The organism is Clostridium fessum (assembly GCF_003024715.1).
Classification (GTDB): domain Bacteria; phylum Bacillota; class Clostridia; order Lachnospirales; family Lachnospiraceae; genus Otoolea; species Otoolea fessa.
The window spans coordinates 181,967-201,547 of sequence record NZ_PYLO01000003.1 but is presented as its reverse complement, the minus strand read 5'-3'; the positions used below and the strand labels follow the sequence as shown (position 1 = coordinate 201,547).

Genomic DNA, 19,581 nt, shown 5'->3' with positions numbered 1-19,581 from the left:
GACCAGAACGGAAGCTGTGTCAGTGTTCGTTCCATATCAATGGCAGCTATGCTTGCCGCAGCCGTGGTTACCGCAGGTGTGACCTTTCTCGCCGTGCTCATGGTCATGGTGATCACAATGAACATTGGGGTCATAGCCCAGATTTCCGCTGAGCAATGCGCTCACCGCTGCATCAGCGTCCCCGCTGACACCGCCGTAGAGCTTGATGCCCGCTTCGGCCAGAGCTGCCTGGGCACCGCCGCCGATGCCCCCGCAAATCAAAGTGTCCACGCCGTTCTGCATCAGGAAGCCTGCCAGTGCGCCGTGACCGCTGCCGTTGGTATCAACAACTTCCGCATGAGTGATTTTGCCGTCTGTAGCTTCATAAAGCTTGAACTGTTCGGTATGGCCGAAATGCTGAAAAATTTGACCGTTTTCATAGGTAACTGCAATTTTCATAATGGAATCTCCTTTGCATTTTTTGTTGGATTTTTCTGTGTTGGCTCTCTGCATCCGGCACCAACGGCCGCAGTGGGCTGCCTCCTGCCCTCCGCAGATGCGGTAGTTTCCTCCGGTGATGTGCAGCGGTTTTCCGTGGACAAGACACGCTGCGATCTTGCGCCGTGCGACTTCGTAAATCTCCTGCACGGTAGAGCGTGAAATGTCCATTTGCACGGCACACTGTTCGTGGGTTTGCTGCTCCAAGTCAACCAGACGAATGACCTCGTATTCGTCCAGCGTCAGCAGGATCGGCTCGGTATTCTCGCACCCATTGGGGCAGAAGGTATCAACTTGTGGTGCGCCACAAATCCGACGGCACCGTGACGGTCTTGGCATGGACACGTTCCTCCTTTTGTTTTCGGTATATACCGATTATAACACCTCGCACAGAAAAATCAATACAGATTTTTTAAAAGCCGCTGTAATGCTTATCAGAATCTCAAATATAAATATGGAAATCGACATTTTTGGTGCAGAGGATATTCAAATCTCCAAGCTGTGTGTCGGATGCATGAGTTTCGGCAAGGCATTGACCAGAATCCCGCGGATGGCAGCCGGAAATGCAGCGCCGTCCCAATCAGCGGCTTTTCTGTTTCCGGTATTCCGTTGGGGTTAATTGGTAGCGTTTTTTGAATAATCTGCAAAAATAGTCAACGTTATGAAAACCTGTCTCAGAAGAAATGAGACTGACTTTTTTCTCGGTTTTTGAAAGCAACTGACCGGCCTGTTTTAAACGGTAGTTAATGAGATAGTTAACCGGCGTTATATGTAAATATTTCCGAAACAGATTCAAAGCGGTACTTTTACTGACCATTGCCTGTTCTGCAATGTCATCCAATGAGATACTCCGTGAGTAATTTAGATGGATAAATTGCAGCATGAGCTGTAACCGGGCTTGAGAAGCGGTTGAATGATCCTTGTGTTCTTCCTGATATGAAATGTCTGTGTTTTCAAATATTTCCAGCCAGAGATTCTGAAGGAGAGAACTGGTAAGGAGTTCTTTGGATAAAACGGAATCCTGTGCAGAAATAATTTGCCGCATGATAGATAAAACCTTTGCTTGCCAGCATACTTTTTTATGAAATACGAGAAATGGCAATGAGGAAGAAATGATCGGCAGAATATATTTCTGATAAATCAGGCTGTCGCAAGGGGCAATAAAAGAAGGCATAAATACAAAATTGGGAATGAGGGCTTTTGAGGGAGAATAAAGGCGATGGAGTACCTTTGTATTAATGAATATGCCATTTCCTTCGGTTAAATGAAATTGGTCTTCTCCAATCCACAAAGTAACGGTTCCGGATTCAATATAAATAAACTCCAATTCAGTATGCCAGTGCCATTCGATACAGTTGAAATCAAAAACGGACAGATCTTCATAGTAAAACTGGAAAGGATAGAGAGTGCTTCCGTGCTGAGCTGTCTCCATCAAATCTTCACCTGTAATGATTTTGGTATAGGTTGTATTTATATTCATAGAAACCCCACTCTTTGAAACATACTTTACGATATTATACAATAAATTTCGGAAATAAATCAATGAAAATAAAGATGTTATGTTATATAATTCAATAAAAAACGAGGAGTGATGACCATGCCAAATTACCGGAAAACAAAAATAGCCTGTTATATGGGATTTATTACACAGGCAATTGCAGCTAATTTTGCCCCATTGTTATTTTTGAAATTTCATAATGATTATCAGATTGCACTTGGAAAAATCGCGTTGATTTCTACCTGCTTTTTCCTTACACAGTTGTTGGTAGACCTGTTTTGTGCAAAGTTTGTGGACAAAATAGGGTATCGCATCTGTATTGTTACTTCTGAGGTATGTTCCGCAGCAGGATTGGTTGGTCTGGCTTTTTTGCCGGAGCTTTTGCCGGAACCGCTTGTTGGAATTATCCTGAGTGTGATTGTATATGCAGTCGGAAGTGGTCTGATTGAAGTGCTTTGCAGCCCGATCGTGGAGGCGTGTCCATTTGATAACAAAGAGGCAACGATGAGTCTGCTTCACTCTTTTTATTGTTGGGGAGCAGTGGGAACGATTGTGATCTCTACACTGTTTTTTGCGGTGTTTGGCATGGACAGCTGGAAATGGCTGGCTGTCTTATGGGCGCTTGTTCCGGCCATAAATATCTATAATTTTGCAACCTGTCCGATCGAGCATTTGGTAGATGAGGGGGAAGGAATGGGAATAAAAGAACTGTTTCGAAAACCTCTTTTCTGGCTTTCCATATGCTTGATGATTTGCTCCGGTGCATCAGAACTGGCTATGGCACAATGGGCATCTGCTTATGCGGAAGCTGCTCTGGGGCTGTCAAAGACAGTTGGTGACCTGGCCGGTCCCTGCATGTTTGCTGTTACAATGGGGATCAGTCGTATAATTTTCGGAAAATATGGTGATAAAATGGATCTGATGAAATTTATGATCGGATCTGGAATTTTATGTGTGATATGCTACCTGCTTGTTTCTGTATCGTTGAATCCGATATCAGGTTTGATTGGATGTATTATCTGTGGCTTTTCTGTTGGGATTATGTGGCCCGGCACAATCAGTATTTCATCAGAAAGATTTCCGGCAGGTGGAACGGCTATGTTTGCTTTGCTTGCTATGGCGGGGGACCTGGGTGGAAGCATAGGTCCGGGGATTGTTGGACGTGTTACACAAAGTGCAGGAGACAATATTCGTGCAGGTATGGGAGTTGGGCTATTGTTCCCGGTTATTTTATTAATCGTGCTTTTTATTTTTGCAAGGCAAAAAAATAATAAATGAAAGCTTTTTATAATTCATTACATAGAAGTAATAAGTCAGAAAACTGCCCAAAGAGTGATGGACTCAATTACAAAATATATTGAATCTAAGCTACTTCTAAAAGTAAATCGCAAGAAAAGTAAAATAGGAAGACCAATAGAGATAAAATACTTGGGATTCACATTTTACAATCAATTCAAAGCCAAGAAGTATAAAGCCAAAGCTCATGAAAAGTCAGTACAAAAGGTAGTAAGAAAATGGAATGACCAAAGGCAAACAGGAAGTGCCAGAAGATGATGCCCTTGACTTTTCTCCAAAAAAGTTTTACTATCAAACTACTGTTAGATAGTATTAAAAACTAGATATCGGGGTAATGTAAAAAAGAAGTGGTTTGAAAGTTGAAGAAAGGCAGGGGCGATCAGGACATGAATAAGAAAGCATGGAAAGCGGGTGCGGTATCGGCACTGGCAGTTGGAGCGGGGCTGGCGGCAGCGGCGTCGAAGCGGAAAAAGGCAGGAAAAGTGGTTAAGTCGGCTTCGGATTACCGGAATACGGAACGCGGCAGCCAGGAGAAAAACAGCAAGGGAATTTATTATTCGAAGGGAAATTATGAGGCATTTGCGCGCCCGGAGAAACCGGCGGGAATCGAGGGCAAATCGGCTTATATCGTCGGAAGTGGATTGGCTTCTCTGGCGGCGGCGTGTTTTCTTGTGAGAGACGCACAGATGCCGGGAGAAAATATCCATATTCTGGAGGCGATGGAGGTAGCAGGCGGTGCATGTGACGGTATTCAGGATCCGACCCGTGGATATGTGATGCGCGGCGGCCGCGAGATGGAGGATCATTTTGAGTGCTTGTGGGATCTGTTCCGCAGCATCCCGTCCCTGGAGGTGCCGGGGGCATCAGTTCTCGATGAATATTACTGGCTGAATAAACATGATCCGAACTACTCGCTCTGCCGTGCGACGGTCAACCGAGGCGAGGATGCACACACGGACGGCAAATTCCGCTTGAGCCAGAAAGGCAGCATGGAGATCATGAAGCTGTTCTTCACGAAGGATGAGGATCTGTATGACAAATCCATTGAGGATGTGTTTGATAATGAGGTGTTTGATTCGGATTTCTGGCTGTACTGGAGAACAATGTTTGCGTTTGAAAATTGGCACAGTGCATTAGAGATGAAACGCTATTTTCAGCGTTTTATCCACCACATTGGCGGACTTCCGGATTTCTCGGCACTTAAATTTACGCGTTACAACCAGTATGAGTCGCTGATTCTGCCGATGCAGAAATATCTGGAGACGGCAGGCGTCCAGATCCAGTTTGGCACCGAGGTTACGAATGTGCGGTTTGACATCCAGGGTGAGAAAAAGGTTGCGAAGGCGATCGAGTACGTGAAGGGCGGCGAGAAGAAGGAAATCGCGTTGACTGAGGATGATTTTGTCTTTATTACGAACGGAAGCTGTACTGAGGGAACGATCTACGGCGACCAGAATCAGGCACCGGTAGAAGGTGCGGAAGTGCGTACCAGCGGCTGCTGGAGTCTGTGGCGTCAGATTGCTGCGCAGGATCCGGCATTTGGACATCCGGAGAAATTCTGCTCGGATATCCAGAAGACGAACTGGGAGTCTGCGACGGTCACGACTTCGGATGAGACAATCATTTCCCAGATCCGCAAGATTTGCCGCAGGGATCCGAGAAGTGGACGCGTCGTAACAGGCGGTATCGTGAGCTGCCGTGATTCAAGCTGGCTGCTCAGCTGGACGATCAACCGTCAGGGACAGTTCAAAGCGCAGGATAAGGACGAGATCTGCGTCTGGGTATACAGTTTATTTACGGATGTACCGGGCGATTATGTGAAGAAGCCGATGCGCGCCTGCACGGGCAAGGAGATCACCGAAGAATGGCTGTACCATCTCGGAATCCCGGAGGATCAGATCGAGGAACTGGCTGAGAACCATGCGAACTGTACGCCGACGATGATGCCGTATATTACAGCATTCTTTATGCCGCGGCGTGCCGGAGACCGCCCGGACGTTATCCCGGATGGATGTGTCAATGCGGCATTTCTGGGGCAGTTTGCGGAGACCCCGCGTGATACTATTTTCACGACCGAGTATTCCGTCCGCACCGCGATGGAAGCGGTGTATGGCTTGTGCGGCGTAGACCGCGGCGTACCGGAGGTATGGGGAAGTGTCTACGATATCCGCGAGCTTCTGGACAGCACGGTCAAGCTGATGGATGGCAGATCGCCGCTGGAAATGAAGCTGCCGATGCCGCTTGAAGCACTCAAAAAGCCGGTTCTCCGGAAGATTGACAAGACGGTGGTTGGAAAGCTGCTGCGCGATCACGGCGTGCTGAAAGACTGGATGGTGTAAGAGACTGAGGAACGCAGGTGTTACTGGACACGTATGCATGAACAGTAACACGCAGGTAAATATGGCTGCGTTAGATAAAGGAAGACAGGCTGTCACAAACAGAAGGCCCCGGACGGAAATCGTTCGTTTGGCATTCGTGTGGCAGCCTTTTTTTGTGTAACAGGAAATTGTCGTGAGGCACATTCTTTTTCACTTGCCCGTTTTTCTCTGACATGATACAATAAAGATTGGCGTAAATGTAGAAAATTTGAGAAGAAAACGATTTTGAAAAGGATCGTTTGATAGATGTGAGGGAAAATAGATGGATTATTTACTTTGTATCCCGGCGCGGGAGACAAATACGAGAGAGAATTGTGAGAAAATACATAATGTTCTGGCGCGCATGTCCGATACCTACAAACTGCGGATTGTACCGGAACCGGTTAAGAATAAGCAGTTTCCATGTCCACCGTATTACAAGAAATACCGGATCTACAAGCCGGTAAAGGAACGCGATACGAACGGAGAGGCATATCTGGAAAAAGAAGAGGAAGAGATGCTCTTGAGTTCCTGCAAGACGGAGGAAGAGCAGGAACTGATGAAAAGCTGTATCTATGCGTACCAGTATTCGGCGGCGATCGTACTTAAAAGCTTCCGGGAGAAGGAAAAGAAAAATAAGATGCAGGTTCGACCTCTTTCGGAGCGGACACAGGCGCCAAGAGGCGTAAGTGGTCCGAATAGGGGAACACGTCTGGAAACACCGGAAAAAGCCGAAAAGCCGGAACAGGAGCGCAGCGCACAAGAACGTCCGTCTGGCAGTGACAGACCGGAACGATCGGAGAGAAGCTATCGGAACCGTACAGCGGATCGTGCTGCTGAGGGGAATACTGAGCGCACGCAGGGCAGAGAAAGAGCTTGCTCAGAGAGAGAGAGGGCAGCGCGTGTTTCGGGAGCCGAGAGAGCAGCGGACAGACGTAGCGGAAACCGCGCGGTGCCGGAAAATGAGAAACGGGAAGACCGCCCGGCTTCTGGAAGACGGGAGCGGTTTGAGCGCCGTCCACCGCGCAGAGGAGAACGACCAGAAGTGGAGAAAAATGAGGTCGTGAGAGATCCGGCGCAGGGCGAAATTCCGTTCCGCGCTTACATGGAGACAGGCAGCCTCCCGGCGTTCCGGGATACGGCAGCAACGGTGCCTGTACAGCCGATACAGCGGAAGAAAGAAGGTTATATGCCGATGGAGCGCAAACCGGCCGCGCAGACGCAGGAGCCGGAACCACAGGTGTAAGGTATGTGACCGAAACAGAACGATAAAATTAAATCATAGAATTTATAGAATGGCATCGAAACAATAAGAGTTCCGATGCCATTTGAGCATCAAACAGGACTATGCTTTCCATTTCTTTATTCCAACCATTCAGTTCTAATCCCCCCTATTTTCCGCATATGAATAAATGCAGTCTGTGAAAAGTACAGAACAGGGACAGAAAAAGGGGGAAATGCGCATGTATGAGAACCGGACGGTGGAAGAGGTGTGCAGGGAGTTTTCGGTCGATTTGCGGACAGGCTTATCGGCAGCGGAAGTGGAGGTGCGGCAGCGCCATTATGGGGAAAATGAGCTGCGGGAAGCACCACCGCGGAGTCTGATTGTGCGCATCGGGGCACAGCTTTGCGACTCCCTGATTTTTGTGTTGTTTGCGGCAGCCGGGATCTCCCTGCTTTTGGGCGAGTACGGCGATGCGGGGGTAATTCTGGCGGTTGTCGTATTAAATGCCACGGTGGGCGTGATTCAGGAGGGGAAGGCGGAGAAAGCGCTCGAATCCTTAAAACGGATGACGCAGCTGGAGGCGGTTGTGATCCGGGAAGGAAAAGAGCGGGAGATTGCCGCGCGGGAGCTGGTGCCGGGGGATCTGGTCGTGCTCGATGCCGGGCGGCAGGTTCCAGCCGACCTGCGTCTTACCGAGACAGCTGAAATGCGGGCAGAAGAATCAGCGCTGACCGGCGAATCGCGGGCGGTTGAGAAAAACAGCCATTTTTTAGCCGCCGGTGCGCTTCCGGTGGCAGAGCGTAAAAATGAGACATTTATGACTTCTTACGTGACGGCAGGGCGGGGAAAGGGAATTGTCATCGCCACCGGCATGAATACGGAGGTAGGGCGGATTGCTTCTCTGATCCGCGAGGCGCCGGAGGAGGAGACACCGTTGCAAAAAAGGCTGTCGGATCTGGGGAAACTATTGAGTATTCTTACGATCGGGCTGTGCGTTTTATTATTTGCCCTCGCCGTCTGGCAGAAGCGCGACGTGATGGAAATGCTGCTCACTGCGATTTCCCTGGCGGTAGCTGCCGTGCCGGAGGGGCTTCCGACGACGGTGACGATTGTGCTGGCGCTGGGAGTGACGAAAATGGCGCGGGCTGGCACGATCGTGCGCCGTCTTCCGTCCGTGGAAACACTGGGGGCAGTCAGCGTGGTCTGCTCAGATAAAACGGGGACGCTGACGAAAAATGAGATGACGGTGACGACATGTTATGTAAATCGACAGGAGTATACGGAACAGGAATTGGCGCGCTCTAAGGAAAGAGAAGTGGGAAAACGGCTTCTGGAGGTATTTGCGCTGTGCAGCGATGCCGGGGAGACGGTGGGGGATGCCACCGAGCGGGCGCTGTACGGATTTTGTGAAAATTGTGGTGTTTCTCCGGAGCATCTGCGTCGGAGATATCCGCGGAAAGGGGAGATTCCCTTTGATTCGGATCGGAAGAGAATGACGACGGTGCATGAGCAGGGAGAAAACTGGATTTCTTGTGTAAAAGGGGCGCCGGATGTGATTCTTAAAAGGTGTCGTTATGAGATGGAAGAGGACAAAATTGTGCCGCTGACCAGGGAGAGGCGGACAGAGATTGAGACGGAGATCACGCGTATGTCCGCGCGTGCCCTGCGAGTACTCGCGGGGGCGTATAGGGAGCTTCAAACAGGAAAAATGCCGGATGGAAAGTGGGAGAAACAGGTGGGACAGCTGGAGCAGAACCTGGTATTTCTGGGTCTGGCAGGCATGATGGATCCGCCGAGGGAGGCAGCAGCCGGGGCAGTTGAGGCATTTCGCAGGGCATCTGTGCGGACGGTCATGATCACTGGAGATCATGCAGACACGGCGCTTGCGATCGCCAGGCAGCTGGGGATTGCCAAACGGCGGGAAGAATGCATGACGGGGGCGCAGCTGGAAACGCTGGATGAGGGAGCTCTGGAGGAACGAATCGGTTCTGTATCAGTCTTTGCACGGGTGTCGCCGGAACATAAAGTCCGGATTGTGCGGGCTTTAAAACGCGCCGGGTGCGTGACGGCGATGACCGGGGACGGCGTAAATGATGCGCCGGCGCTTAAATCAGCCGATATCGGGATCGCGATGGGAAAAGGCGGAACCGATGTGGCGCGGCAGGCGGCGGATATGATTTTGACGGATGATAATTTTGCGACGATCGAGAGGGCAATTGAGGAAGGGCGCGGCATCTATGAAAATATACGAAAATCTATACTGTTTCTGCTTTCCTCCAATCTGGGGGAGATTTTAACCATGTTTGCCGCCGTTGCTATCGGAATACCGGCGCCGCTGGGAGCCGGGCACATCCTTTGGATCAATCTGATTACGGACTCGCTTCCGGCGCTGGCACTCGGCATGGATGGAAACGACCGGGAGAACTTGATGCGTCAGCCGCCGCGCCGGACGGGCGAGTCGCTGTTTGCCGGAGGCGGGTGGTTCTGCATGGTATTTTACGGGTCTCTGATTGCAGCAGTCACGCTGGGGGCATTTTTCAGCAGACAGGAGCTTTTGCGGGCACAGACGTATGCATTTACCGTTCTGGGGCTGTCGGAGCTCTTTCATGCGGTCGGCATGCGCTCGCTTACGGGCTCGGCATTTTCACGCAGTCTTGGGAAAAATCCGCTGATGCTTGCGGCAGTCCTTGTGGGGATTCTGATGCAGGTTGCGGTGACGGAGATTCCTTTTTTGATGAAACTCCTTCACACGGTGCGGCTGCGCCCGGCAGAGTGGCTGGCGCTTCTCCTGTTATCCGCCACGCCGCTGTTAGTGCATGAACTTCTAGCATTTCTTTTTCGGAAACGGCATTGATATAGCGAAAATGCAGTTTACAGATAGGCATTTTTGAAGCCACGGAAAAATCCGTTACTGGGCATGTGTGCGTGAACAGTAACACGCGGTAGGAGATTGGGCAGATTTCGAAAACAGGCTTGTTCTTTTGGACAAAAAAACTTATAATAAAATGGAGTCCAAGCTGATTTTGTCAGAAAAGTATAAAAAGTTGCTGTCCGCAGACTGGCATTATTGAAGCCTGAGGTGCCGCATGAAATTAGAATGGCAGCAATCATAGATACATAGGAAGATGAGGGAAGAGATGAGGGAGAAACAGACGAGAGAGGACGCCTCCGGCGTTCGAAAGAAACCGGCAGCTTCATCCGCACGATCTTCGGGCAGGCGGGGCACCGCAAAGAAAAGCGGGAAAATCGATGTCGGCAAGCGAAAGAAAGCGGGCAAAAATAACAGCTGGAGCGGTGGGCGGATCGTGTTCCATGCGATGGCAAGGATCTTTGGAACCATGTTCAAGACGCTTCTGGTGTGTCTGGTACTGCTGGTGATTGGCGGTGCCGGATTTGGAGCATATAAGCTGATTCCGCTCTATGAGGACTATAAAAGCCAGATAGAGGGAGTGGTGGAAAACAGTACGCTGGATACATTCCGTTTGCAGGAGGCAAGTTATATTTATGATTCCAACGGTAATGTGCTGGCGAAGCTGACGGGAGACGAGGATTCCAGTTATTTGAAGTATGACCAGATACCGCAGAATGCAGTCAACGCATTTGTGGCGATCGAGGATCGGACGTTCTGGGAAAATCCAGGCATTGATATAAAAGGTATTTTCCGTGTCGCAGTCAATTACTTTTTGACTGAGGGAGCAGAAAAGCACGGCGCGAGTACGATCACCCAGCAGTTAGCGAGAAACCGTTTTCTGACCCGCGAGGTGTCGATGGAGCGGAAGATCAAGGAGATGCTGATTTCCTTAGATCTGACGAAGAAATACACCAAAGAGCAGATTATGGAGTTCTATATCAATGATATCAGCTTCGCGAACACGTACTACGGGCTTCAGGCGGCTGCAAGAGGTTATTTTGGCAAGGATGCGGATGAACTGTCCTTGAGCCAGACGGCATATTTGTGTGCGATTCCGAACTCGCCGACGTATTACAACCCGTACCGTCATCCGGAAAATGCGCTGACACGCCGCGATAAGATTCTGGAAGATATGCTGAGTATGGGATTTATTACGGAGAAAGCGTGCAAAGAGGCAAAGGCGGAGGAGATCACGGTCAACCGCCAGAGAGTGCCGCTGCACAACTATGAGACGACGTATGCGATCGACTGTGCGATTCGCTATCTGATGCGCCGTGACGGCTTTGAATTCCAGTATGGATTCCGCAGCGACGAGGCTTACAAAGAGTACAATGCCAATTACAACGAGGTGTACAACCAGGAGCGCGATGCGCTCTACACGGGCGGCTATAACCTTTATACCTCGTTGGATCCGGACAAGCAGACGATCCTGCAGGATGCATTAGATGGAGTTTTGTCCTTTGATGGCAATACATCCGAAAACGGCGTTTACAAGCTGCAAGGCGCGTCCACCGTTATTGACAACAAGACGAACCGCGTCGTGGCGATTGTGGGTGGACGTAGTCAGGAGACGGATACCTACACATTAAACCGTGCGTTCCAGAGCCCGAGACAGCCGGGAAGTTCTATCAAACCGTTGATCGTGTATACACCGGCACTGGAAAATGGTTACACATCGGAAACAAAGATTCCGAATATCGATATTGACGCGGCGAAGCAGAAGGGCGTGGATGTGAAGTCCCTTTCCGGCGAGAGGCTGGAGCTTCGAAATGCGGTCGAGCGAAGTAAAAATGGTGTGGCATGGTATATCTATGATGATATCACACCGGATGTCGGCATGGCATATTTAACCCAGATGCGCTTCGCGAGCGTGCAGGCGGCGGACTATTATCCGGCGACCTCCCTGGGCGGCTTTACCACCGGTATGACGACCGAGGAGATGGCGGGCGCTTATGCAGCGCTGTCAGACCGGGGACAGTACCGCGAACCGACCTGTATTATCAAGATGATCAATAACCAGGGCGAAGATATTTTTGAAGATTATGAATCGGTTCAGGTTTACCAGGAGAGCAGCGCCGTGATGATGACCGATATTTTAAAGGGAGTTGTCACAAAAGGTACGGCGGCATCGATGGGGTGGAGCGGCAATATAGAGGCGGCCGGAAAGACCGGTACGACCAACGGCAGCCGTGACGGCTGGTTCTGCGGCATGACGCCATATTATACGATGACGGTCTGGGTTGGCTACGACCAGCAGAAGACACTTTCCAGCCTGTACGGCGGCACGTATCCGGCGAAGATCTGGAAAAATGCGATGGAAAAGATGGTAGAGGGGCTTCCGGCGGCGTCCTTTGATACCCCGGAGACGGACAATGGACGCGGAGAAGGAACCTATCTGGCAGGTCATCCGGATGCATTTGAAATCACAACCAGCGGATATACCGCGGCGAATTTCAGAAGGGATCATTTGCTCTCGGATGAGGCGGCGAAGCTTCTGGAGTCTGCAAAGAGCGGCGATTCCGGCCGCAGCAGCAAGGAGTTAAAAGAAGACGCCAGCGCCAAGATCGAGCAGATCAAGAGCGAATCCATCAAAGAGCGGATGCAGCGGATCCACAAGACGGGTACGGCAGGAAAACGGTATTCAGCCCCGGCGGTGGTGCCGGAAACACCTGCCGAGACAGTTGAAGATCCGGCAGAATCTAGCACGACGATCGTGCCGGCAGGACCGGGCAGCGACATCGGACCAGGACACGGTCCGGCGCAGGAACCGGCAGTGGGTCCGGCGGCGGAGATTGGGCAGTAAAGAATTGAAAATGAGAAGAGTCATTTGATGCAGAGACATTAAATGGCTCTTCTTTGTTTTGTAGAAAAGAATTGTTCTATGAAATCTGTTCAAGATTTATGTGGAATCAATGGCGGAAGAATATTTGAATGAGAATAAAATTGACCGATTGTTTATGCAATAAGGGAAATATGGGGGAAAATGGATTGGAAATGTACAATACAATGAAATAAAACATGATAAAAGATCAATACGATTTAAAGTTCGTCAAATAAAATCAGAAAACGACTTGAAAATAAAAAAATAAAGTGCTAATATATCAGTAAGATATCTGAGATATATTAAAGAAAACAAAGTGCATGTACTAATAAAAGATTAAAAAAGAAAGGAAGGAAAAAGAGTATGGGCGACAAAATCAGATTTGGTATTATCGGCGGCGGTATGGCAGGTCCGTTAAATGCAGGAGCACTTCGGGATATCCCGGAAGCAGAGGTTGTTGCATTCTGTGACGTGAAAGAGGATGTGGCAAAGGAATTCAGCAAAGAGTACAATATTCCGTCTTATTACACGGATTATAAAGAGATGCTGAAACGAGATGATATCGATGCTGTCTGTGTAGTAACACCTCCATTCCTGCATGAGCAGATGGTTGTGGACTGTGCGAAGGCTGGCAAACACGTAATGTGTGAGAAACCAATTTCTGTCGATTGTAATGCAGCTGACAGGATGATTGCAGCATGTAAAGAAGCGGGCGTTAAATTTGGTGTTATCTTTATGTACCGTTTCATGGATCAGGCTCAGCTGATCAAGAAAGCGCTGGATGAAGGCAAGCTTGGTAAACTTCTTTCGGTTGATTGTTCTGGAAAATGCTTCCGAAGCGATGAATACTATGCTTCCGGTGCATGGAGAGGTACATGGAAAGGTGAGGGCGGCGGTTCCCTGATTAGCCAGACCGTTCATTTTATTGACTTAATGCTTTATTTAGTCGGCGATGTAGAGAGACTGACTGGTAATTATATGACAACCCTGCATCCGGATATTGAAGTAGATGACGTAGCCAACGCAATATTCAAATTTAAGAATGGGGCGTTGGGAAGCCTGGTAAGTAGTAGTGCAGTCCGTCCGGGTTATCCGCGTCACATCGAAATCCATGGTGAAAAAGGTACGATCAAGATTGTGGAAGAAGAGATCGTAGAATGGAAAGTAGAAGGCATGAACGAGGATGATTACCTGACCAAGGTAAAAGTTGACTCTGGTGATACAGCAACGGGTGCTGGCTATGTGGCAACCGAAAATCACAGAAGACAGCTTACTGATTTCATCCATGCGATCAAAGAAGATCGTGAGCCGATGGTAGACGGCGTAGAGGGAAGAAGAACACTTGAATTTATCCGTGCGATTTATCAGTCGAGCGACCTTGGTAAAGAAGTGCATTTCCCGATCCAGGAAGATGAAAAATACGGAAAGAAGACAGCTTGGTAATAAGGAGGTATAGATTATGGAAAAGAAGATGTATACAGAGACGTTGGAAAAGGTTCGCAATGATTATGCGGTTCGCAATATTGATAAATTAGAGGCAGCGATCAAAGCCGGTGATATGGAAAAAGCGCTGGAGCTGCACAAATTAAATGTAGAGAAAAAGACAGGATTTCACCATTTCGCAGTCCGCTGGGTAAATCAGACATTACGCAATTTCAAGAAATGGGCACCGGATGAGGCGATCTTTGAATGTATGGAAGACTATGCATTATGGTGCTATCCGCCATGTCTGCAGGACTGGATGGAGAAATATAAAGCGGGTCAGGCTACATATAAAGATTTCCCAATGGAAGATTTCCTGGAGAACCGTGCAGTATTATGGTCTGCTCTTCATGATAACGGCGATCAGATTTGGGAAGAGGATGAGGAGAAGATTACCTTTACACTTCCGCGTTGTAACAGCGGCGGCTGGCTGGTAACCGAATGTCAAGACAAGGTACAGACTTTAGATAAACCGGATCCAAGAGCTTATAATAAGGAAGGATTCCAGTGCTACTGCCTGAACTGTACAACCATGTGGGAGTTTGGTTGGTACAAATGGTTTGGATGGCCATTATTCATTATGGATGTGCCGACTATCGGCAGTGACGGTAAGTGCGTGATGGTTATGTACAAAGATCCGAAAGATATCCCGGATTCTTACTATGAGAAACGCGGCTTAGAGAGAAAGATCTAATAAAAAACCGGCGGCAGTTTCACCGGCTGCCGCCTTTGTAAAAACTATCCAGGAAAGGGGGATACATTATGAAAGAAAAGGGGAACCCACTTCTCCAGATAATTCGAAATGTAAATGATGCGGTAGTAGTTGTTCTTTTCCTTGCGATGACAATTACAGTTATTATTCAGGTTTTTTTTCGTTTTGTAATACAGAGTCCTCTTAGATGGACCGAAGAATTAGCGAGATATCTGATGATATGGCTGGTATTGATGGCATCGGCGATTGCGATGAGAAATCGTTCTCACCTTCAGGTAGATGTTCTGACATCTGCACTTCCGCAAAAGCCGAAACGCATTTTGACCGCGATTGTAGATCTTTTAACGATTGTTTTCTTATGTATTATGACATATTTCGGGTTCAAAGTAGTACAGTCTACGACGGCTCAGACGTCTCCGGCGATGCAGATTCCGATGGCTTTGATTTACGCGGCATTCCCAACCGGTGGAGTTTTGATGATTATGGAACAGCTCCTTACCTTTATCGAACGCTTAAAAAACAAGAATGCACCGGAAGAACCGAGAGAATTTATAGATTAGTAAAGGAGGCTGCGATATGTTAGGATTTTTATTTATCTGTATTTTGTGTCTGTTTCTAATCGGAGCCCCTATTTTTGTTGCACTCGGAATGGGAACGACACTTTCGATTATGCTTGAGGGAAATTTCCCATTGGTTCTGGTACCGCAGAGAATGTTTGCGGGTCTTGACAGCTGGCCGATCATGGCGATTCCGATGTTCATGCTGGCAGGAAATCTGATGGATCAGGGCGGTATGTCCAAACGGATTGTAGATTTTGCAAGTGCGTCGATCGGCTTTGTAAAAGGAAGTCTGGCGATGGTAGCCGTACTGGCATCCATGATTTTCGCGGCAATTTCCGGTTCAGCAACGGCTGGAACAGCAGCAATCGGTTCGATCATGACGCCTGCATTTAAAGAAAAAGGCTATAACATGAGTTTCGTAACGGTTCTGCTCTCAGCAGCAGGAAGTATCGGACCGATTATTCCGCCAAGTATCTTAATGGTTCTGATTGGATATTCCACAGGTGCATCTGTTGGTCAGTTATTCCTCGGAGGCGCTATTCCTGGAGTTATGATTGGTGTGGCACTGATGGTCTACTCCTATATTCACGCTTCCAGGGGCGGAGATGCATATATCCAGACAACCAAGTTTGATCCGAAAGAAGTACGGAGAACGATGTTTTCTGCACTTCCTGGTTTAGGACTTCCGATTATCATTATCGGTGGTATCATCAGCGGTATCTTTTCTGCAACTGAAGCAGCGGCTGTGGCGGTTGTCTATGGCTTCCTGGTAGGTATGTTTATTTACAAAGAAATTACATTGAAAGATTTACCTGGTATTTTTGTTAAGTCCGCGCAGACAGCGGCTGGCATCATGATTATCACAGGCTGCGCTTATATCTTTGCATGGTTTATCACAGCAAAACAGCTGCCGCAGCTCTTAATCCAGGTTATGAATACATTCATCACAAGTAAGACTGCATTCCTTATTTTCTTAAATATTGCGCTGTTCTTAGTTGGAATGTTTATGGAAAGTTTCTCTGCAATTATCGTTTTAATGCCGATCTTATTCCCGGTAGCAACCGCTTATGGAATCGACCCGATTCACTTTGGTGTTATTGTCTGCATCAACCTGGCGATTGGATACGTAACACCGCCTTATGGAGCAACTTTATTCGTTGCCTGTGGATTGACCGGCAAGAGTGTAAGAGAGGTATTCCCGTTTGTAATTCCTACGATTCTTGCAATGTTAGTTGTACTGATTATTGTTACATATCTCCCGCAGACCTATTTATGGCTGCCGCAGTTAATGGGATAAGAAGATGAAATGAAAGGAGGATTTATTGATATGAAGAAAAATGTGAAACGGTTTGTAAGCATGACGATGGCGATGCTGGTGGCAGCTGGCTCTCTGGCAGGATGTGGAGGAGGCGGCAGCGCTTCCACAGGAGAGTCCGCAAAGGCAGCGGCTAATACAGGCGGTTCATCCGGTGGTGCGGTGACCGTAAAGGTTTCCTTATCACAGGCAGCAACCGAACCTCCGGTAAAAGCAGCGGAATATTTTAAAGAGATTGTGGAAGAGCGATCCAATGGCGAAATTAAAGTAGAAATATATCCGGATAACCAGCTTGGCAATGAGCGAGATGTCATTGAGGGTATGCAGCTTGGCACCGTAGAGATGGCGATGACGTCGGTAGCGCCGTTCTCCAGCTTTGTTCCATCTGTTAATATATTCTGCCTTCCGTTCCTCTGGAGAGATAAGGAACATATGTATTCCGTTCTGGACTCTGACGAGATTGGAATGTCCTATAGCGGTGACTGTGAGGAGAAAGGCTTCCATCTGATGGGCTTCCTGGATTTGGGAACCAGACATATCATGACAACGCAGAAGACGATCAACAGTATCGAGGATTTAAAGAATCTCAAGATCCGGACCATGGAAAATCAGGTACAGCTGGATTCCTTTACCGCATTCGGCGCAAGCCCGCTGCCGATGGCATACGGCGAATTATACACAGCGCTGCAGCAGAACATTATTGACGGTGCAGAAGCGGCCAATACAAACTATTATTCCAAGAAGTTTTATGAGGCAGCGCCGCACTGGGCAATGGTTGGATGGACCAACGACTTAGGTATCTGCGTAGTTGCTAAGAATTTCTATGATTCTCTTTCGGACGAGCACAAACAGATTATCGATGAGTGCACCAAAGAAATGATCGATAAAGAGAGAGAACTTTATACAGCATCTGAGGATGAGTGCTTGGAACTGTTAAAGGGAGAGGGCATCGAAATCACAGAGCCGGATCGCGAACCATTTATCGAGGCAGCCCAGAGCGTATATGATCAGTGGGGCGATAAAGTAGGCGGAAGAGATAAAATTGACGCAATCGTTAATTTTGGAAAATAAAATGTGTTCAGTGACAGAGAAAGGCAAAGGTGTATATGGGATTTGATTATCAAAGTTTTTTGAATGACAAGATTTTTGAAGAATTAAACAAGATAAAAGCCTTTTCTCCGGAGGTTATTGAGCAGGAAGCGGCGGCGCGAAAAAAACCGGGATTTCCGCATGATAAGCTGGTATTTGCGGCAGCGGATCACAATGCCAGAATGATCAATGAGTACAAAGGAAATCCGATTGGTTTAAGTAATAGGCGGGAGTATTTATCCCGCCTGGTGCGGATGCTGCAGAGTGATCAGATTGATGGAATCGAGGCGACACCGGATATTATTGAAGATTTATTTATCCTCAATAAGTTGCAGCGGGAACGTGGAGAAAAGGCGTTTCTGGATGGGAAGATGCTGGTTGGCACTGTGAACCGGGGCGGTCTGAAAAATACGGTATGGGAGATGGACGATATGCCGTCCTGTTATACAGTCGATCGCCTAGTGAAACTTCGGATGGACGGTGTAAAGTTTATGATCCGTCTGAATCCGATGGATGAGCGAAGCAAATATACGGTTCGGTACTGTGCAGAAGCTGTCAATGCAGCAGAGTCAGCTGGTCTTCCAATTTTTATCGAGGCGCTGTATGTAGAAACGACGGAAACGGGGTTTACGATGAAGACGGATTCAGAGAGTCTGTGTAAGGTAGTCGGCGTGGTAGGCGCTCTTGGCTGCCGTGCATCCGGCAAATGGATTGAAGTTCCGCTGAATCATGAATATGCAGTTCCGACGGCGGCGACCACCTGTCCGGTGCTGGTAGTTCCAGACGAGGTAAAGAGTGAGCCGATTGAGGTTGTAGAAGAGTACACGAAAGAGATCGGAATCAGCAGCAATATCCGCGGAATCTTGCTGGGACGAAATGTTATGTACAATGAATCGGATCCGCTTCCAATCGCGGAAGCGATCGCGGATATCTGGCATAAGGGCGGCAACGCGGAAGAAAATTACAAGCGATGCGTCGAAAAATTATAAAAAAAATAGGGCATATCAGGTTACTGGGCATGTATGCGTGAACAGTAACTATATCAGAAACGGGGTATATACAAAAGTCTAATTGAATTTGATCCTTATTTGCGCTATTATAAAAATAAGCATTCCTGTAGACTAAAAGAAGTTGGATGCAAATCACAGATTTGTTCTACAAGAAAGATGAGGGAAACAATGCGAGTTAGTGATGTGGCATACGAGAAGATTAAGATGATGATTATTACAGCCAGACTTCGCCCCGGACAGACATTAGTAGAGGCTGAATTGATGGAAGAGCTGGGGATGGGACGAACTCCCATCCGTGAGGCACTGAATCGACTGGCATGGGAAAACTTTGTGAAAATTGTCCCGAGACAATGTATTATGGTAAATGAGATTTCCTTATATGAAGTGGAATCGATTTATCAGATGAGATTTGCTCTGTCTCCACTTGAATCAGAGCTTGCTGCTATGAATCGGACGGAAGAAGATTTAAAGCGGCTGAAAGACAGCCTGGAAGTCCTGAGAGAGGAGACAGATGCGGAAGAAAGAGTTCTTTTGGATCGAGCATTTCATAGAATTATTTCTTCTATGACTAGGAATCCGTTTCTTGAGCGGGAGATGAATAATTACCAGGATTTGAGTATTCGTCTTCTGTTTTTAAACCGGATTAATTTATCTTCGATTGATGATATGGATATTGGACATCATGAGGAAATTTATCGTTGTCTTCAGGAGAGAGATGTAGATAAATTGATATCGGTTCAGAAAGCGCATGTTCAGGCATTTAAAGAAAAATTTATCCGCTGAGAGCGGGAACTTCCCTTCGCTGAAAGGCGAAGGGAAATATAAGCC

General features: G+C 48.0%; 14 protein-coding genes. 12 read left to right on the top strand and 2 right to left on the bottom strand.

Annotated elements, in window-relative coordinates; all coding sequences use genetic code 11:
- Positions 1 to 36: 36 nt before the first annotated feature.
- Positions 37 to 816, bottom strand: coding sequence for a DUF134 domain-containing protein (locus C7U56_RS10150; RefSeq protein WP_107001119.1), 780 nt, complete (start codon positions 814 to 816; stop codon positions 37 to 39).
- Positions 817 to 1,057: 241 nt separating this feature from the next.
- A complete protein-coding gene (locus C7U56_RS10140) occupies positions 1,058 to 1,957 on the bottom strand; it encodes an AraC family transcriptional regulator (protein WP_107001117.1) in 900 nt (299 codons plus the stop codon).
- 117 nt (positions 1,958 to 2,074) lie between these two features.
- On the opposite strand from C7U56_RS10140, the gene C7U56_RS10135 reads away from it, so the two are divergent.
- The 12 genes from C7U56_RS10135 (at position 2,075) to C7U56_RS10075 (ending at position 19,536) form a co-directional block, all read left to right on the top strand.
- Positions 2,075 to 3,253: an MFS transporter gene (locus C7U56_RS10135; protein WP_107001116.1), complete on the top strand. Its 1,179-nt coding sequence runs from the start codon at positions 2,075 to 2,077 to the stop codon at positions 3,251 to 3,253.
- Positions 3,254 to 3,657: 404 nt separating this feature from the next.
- Positions 3,658 to 5,610, top strand: coding sequence for an oleate hydratase (locus C7U56_RS10125; protein ID WP_107001294.1), 1,953 nt, complete (start codon positions 3,658 to 3,660; stop codon positions 5,608 to 5,610).
- Between the two features lie 301 nt (positions 5,611 to 5,911).
- Complete coding sequence (locus tag C7U56_RS16015; protein WP_233430245.1) at positions 5,912 to 6,874, top strand: hypothetical protein; 963 nt, start codon at positions 5,912 to 5,914, stop codon at positions 6,872 to 6,874.
- A 217-nt stretch (positions 6,875 to 7,091) separates the two neighbouring features.
- Positions 7,092 to 9,707 carry a cation-translocating P-type ATPase gene (locus C7U56_RS10115; RefSeq protein WP_107001114.1) on the top strand — a complete coding sequence of 872 codons (2,616 nt, stop codon included), beginning with the start codon at positions 7,092 to 7,094 and terminating at the stop codon, positions 9,705 to 9,707.
- Between the two features lie 283 nt (positions 9,708 to 9,990).
- Complete coding sequence (locus C7U56_RS10110) at positions 9,991 to 12,567, top strand: transglycosylase domain-containing protein (protein ID WP_233430244.1); 2,577 nt, start codon at positions 9,991 to 9,993, stop codon at positions 12,565 to 12,567.
- A 381-nt stretch (positions 12,568 to 12,948) separates the two neighbouring features.
- A complete protein-coding gene (locus C7U56_RS10105) occupies positions 12,949 to 14,028 on the top strand; it encodes a Gfo/Idh/MocA family protein (RefSeq protein ID WP_107001112.1) in 1,080 nt (359 codons plus the stop codon).
- Between the two features lie 16 nt (positions 14,029 to 14,044).
- Positions 14,045 to 14,761: a hypothetical protein gene (locus C7U56_RS10100; RefSeq protein WP_107001111.1), complete on the top strand. Its 717-nt coding sequence runs from the start codon at positions 14,045 to 14,047 to the stop codon at positions 14,759 to 14,761.
- A gap of 68 nt (positions 14,762 to 14,829) precedes the next feature.
- Entirely contained in the window at positions 14,830 to 15,339 is a 510-nt protein-coding gene (locus tag C7U56_RS10095; RefSeq protein ID WP_107001110.1) for a TRAP transporter small permease, read from the top strand.
- A gap of 16 nt (positions 15,340 to 15,355) precedes the next feature.
- Entirely contained in the window at positions 15,356 to 16,636 is a 1,281-nt protein-coding gene (locus C7U56_RS10090) for a TRAP transporter large permease (RefSeq protein WP_107001109.1), read from the top strand.
- A gap of 30 nt (positions 16,637 to 16,666) precedes the next feature.
- Positions 16,667 to 17,725: a TRAP transporter substrate-binding protein gene (locus C7U56_RS10085; RefSeq protein ID WP_181357224.1), complete on the top strand. Its 1,059-nt coding sequence runs from the start codon at positions 16,667 to 16,669 to the stop codon at positions 17,723 to 17,725.
- Between the two features lie 35 nt (positions 17,726 to 17,760).
- The gene (locus C7U56_RS10080) at positions 17,761 to 18,732 is read left to right on the top strand and encodes a Cgl0159 family (beta/alpha)8-fold protein (RefSeq protein ID WP_107001107.1); all 972 of its coding nucleotides are present in this window, start codon (positions 17,761 to 17,763) and stop codon (positions 18,730 to 18,732) included.
- 189 nt (positions 18,733 to 18,921) lie between these two features.
- The gene (locus C7U56_RS10075; RefSeq protein WP_181357223.1) at positions 18,922 to 19,536 is read left to right on the top strand and encodes a GntR family transcriptional regulator; all 615 of its coding nucleotides are present in this window, start codon (positions 18,922 to 18,924) and stop codon (positions 19,534 to 19,536) included.
- Positions 19,537 to 19,581 lie beyond the last annotated feature (45 nt).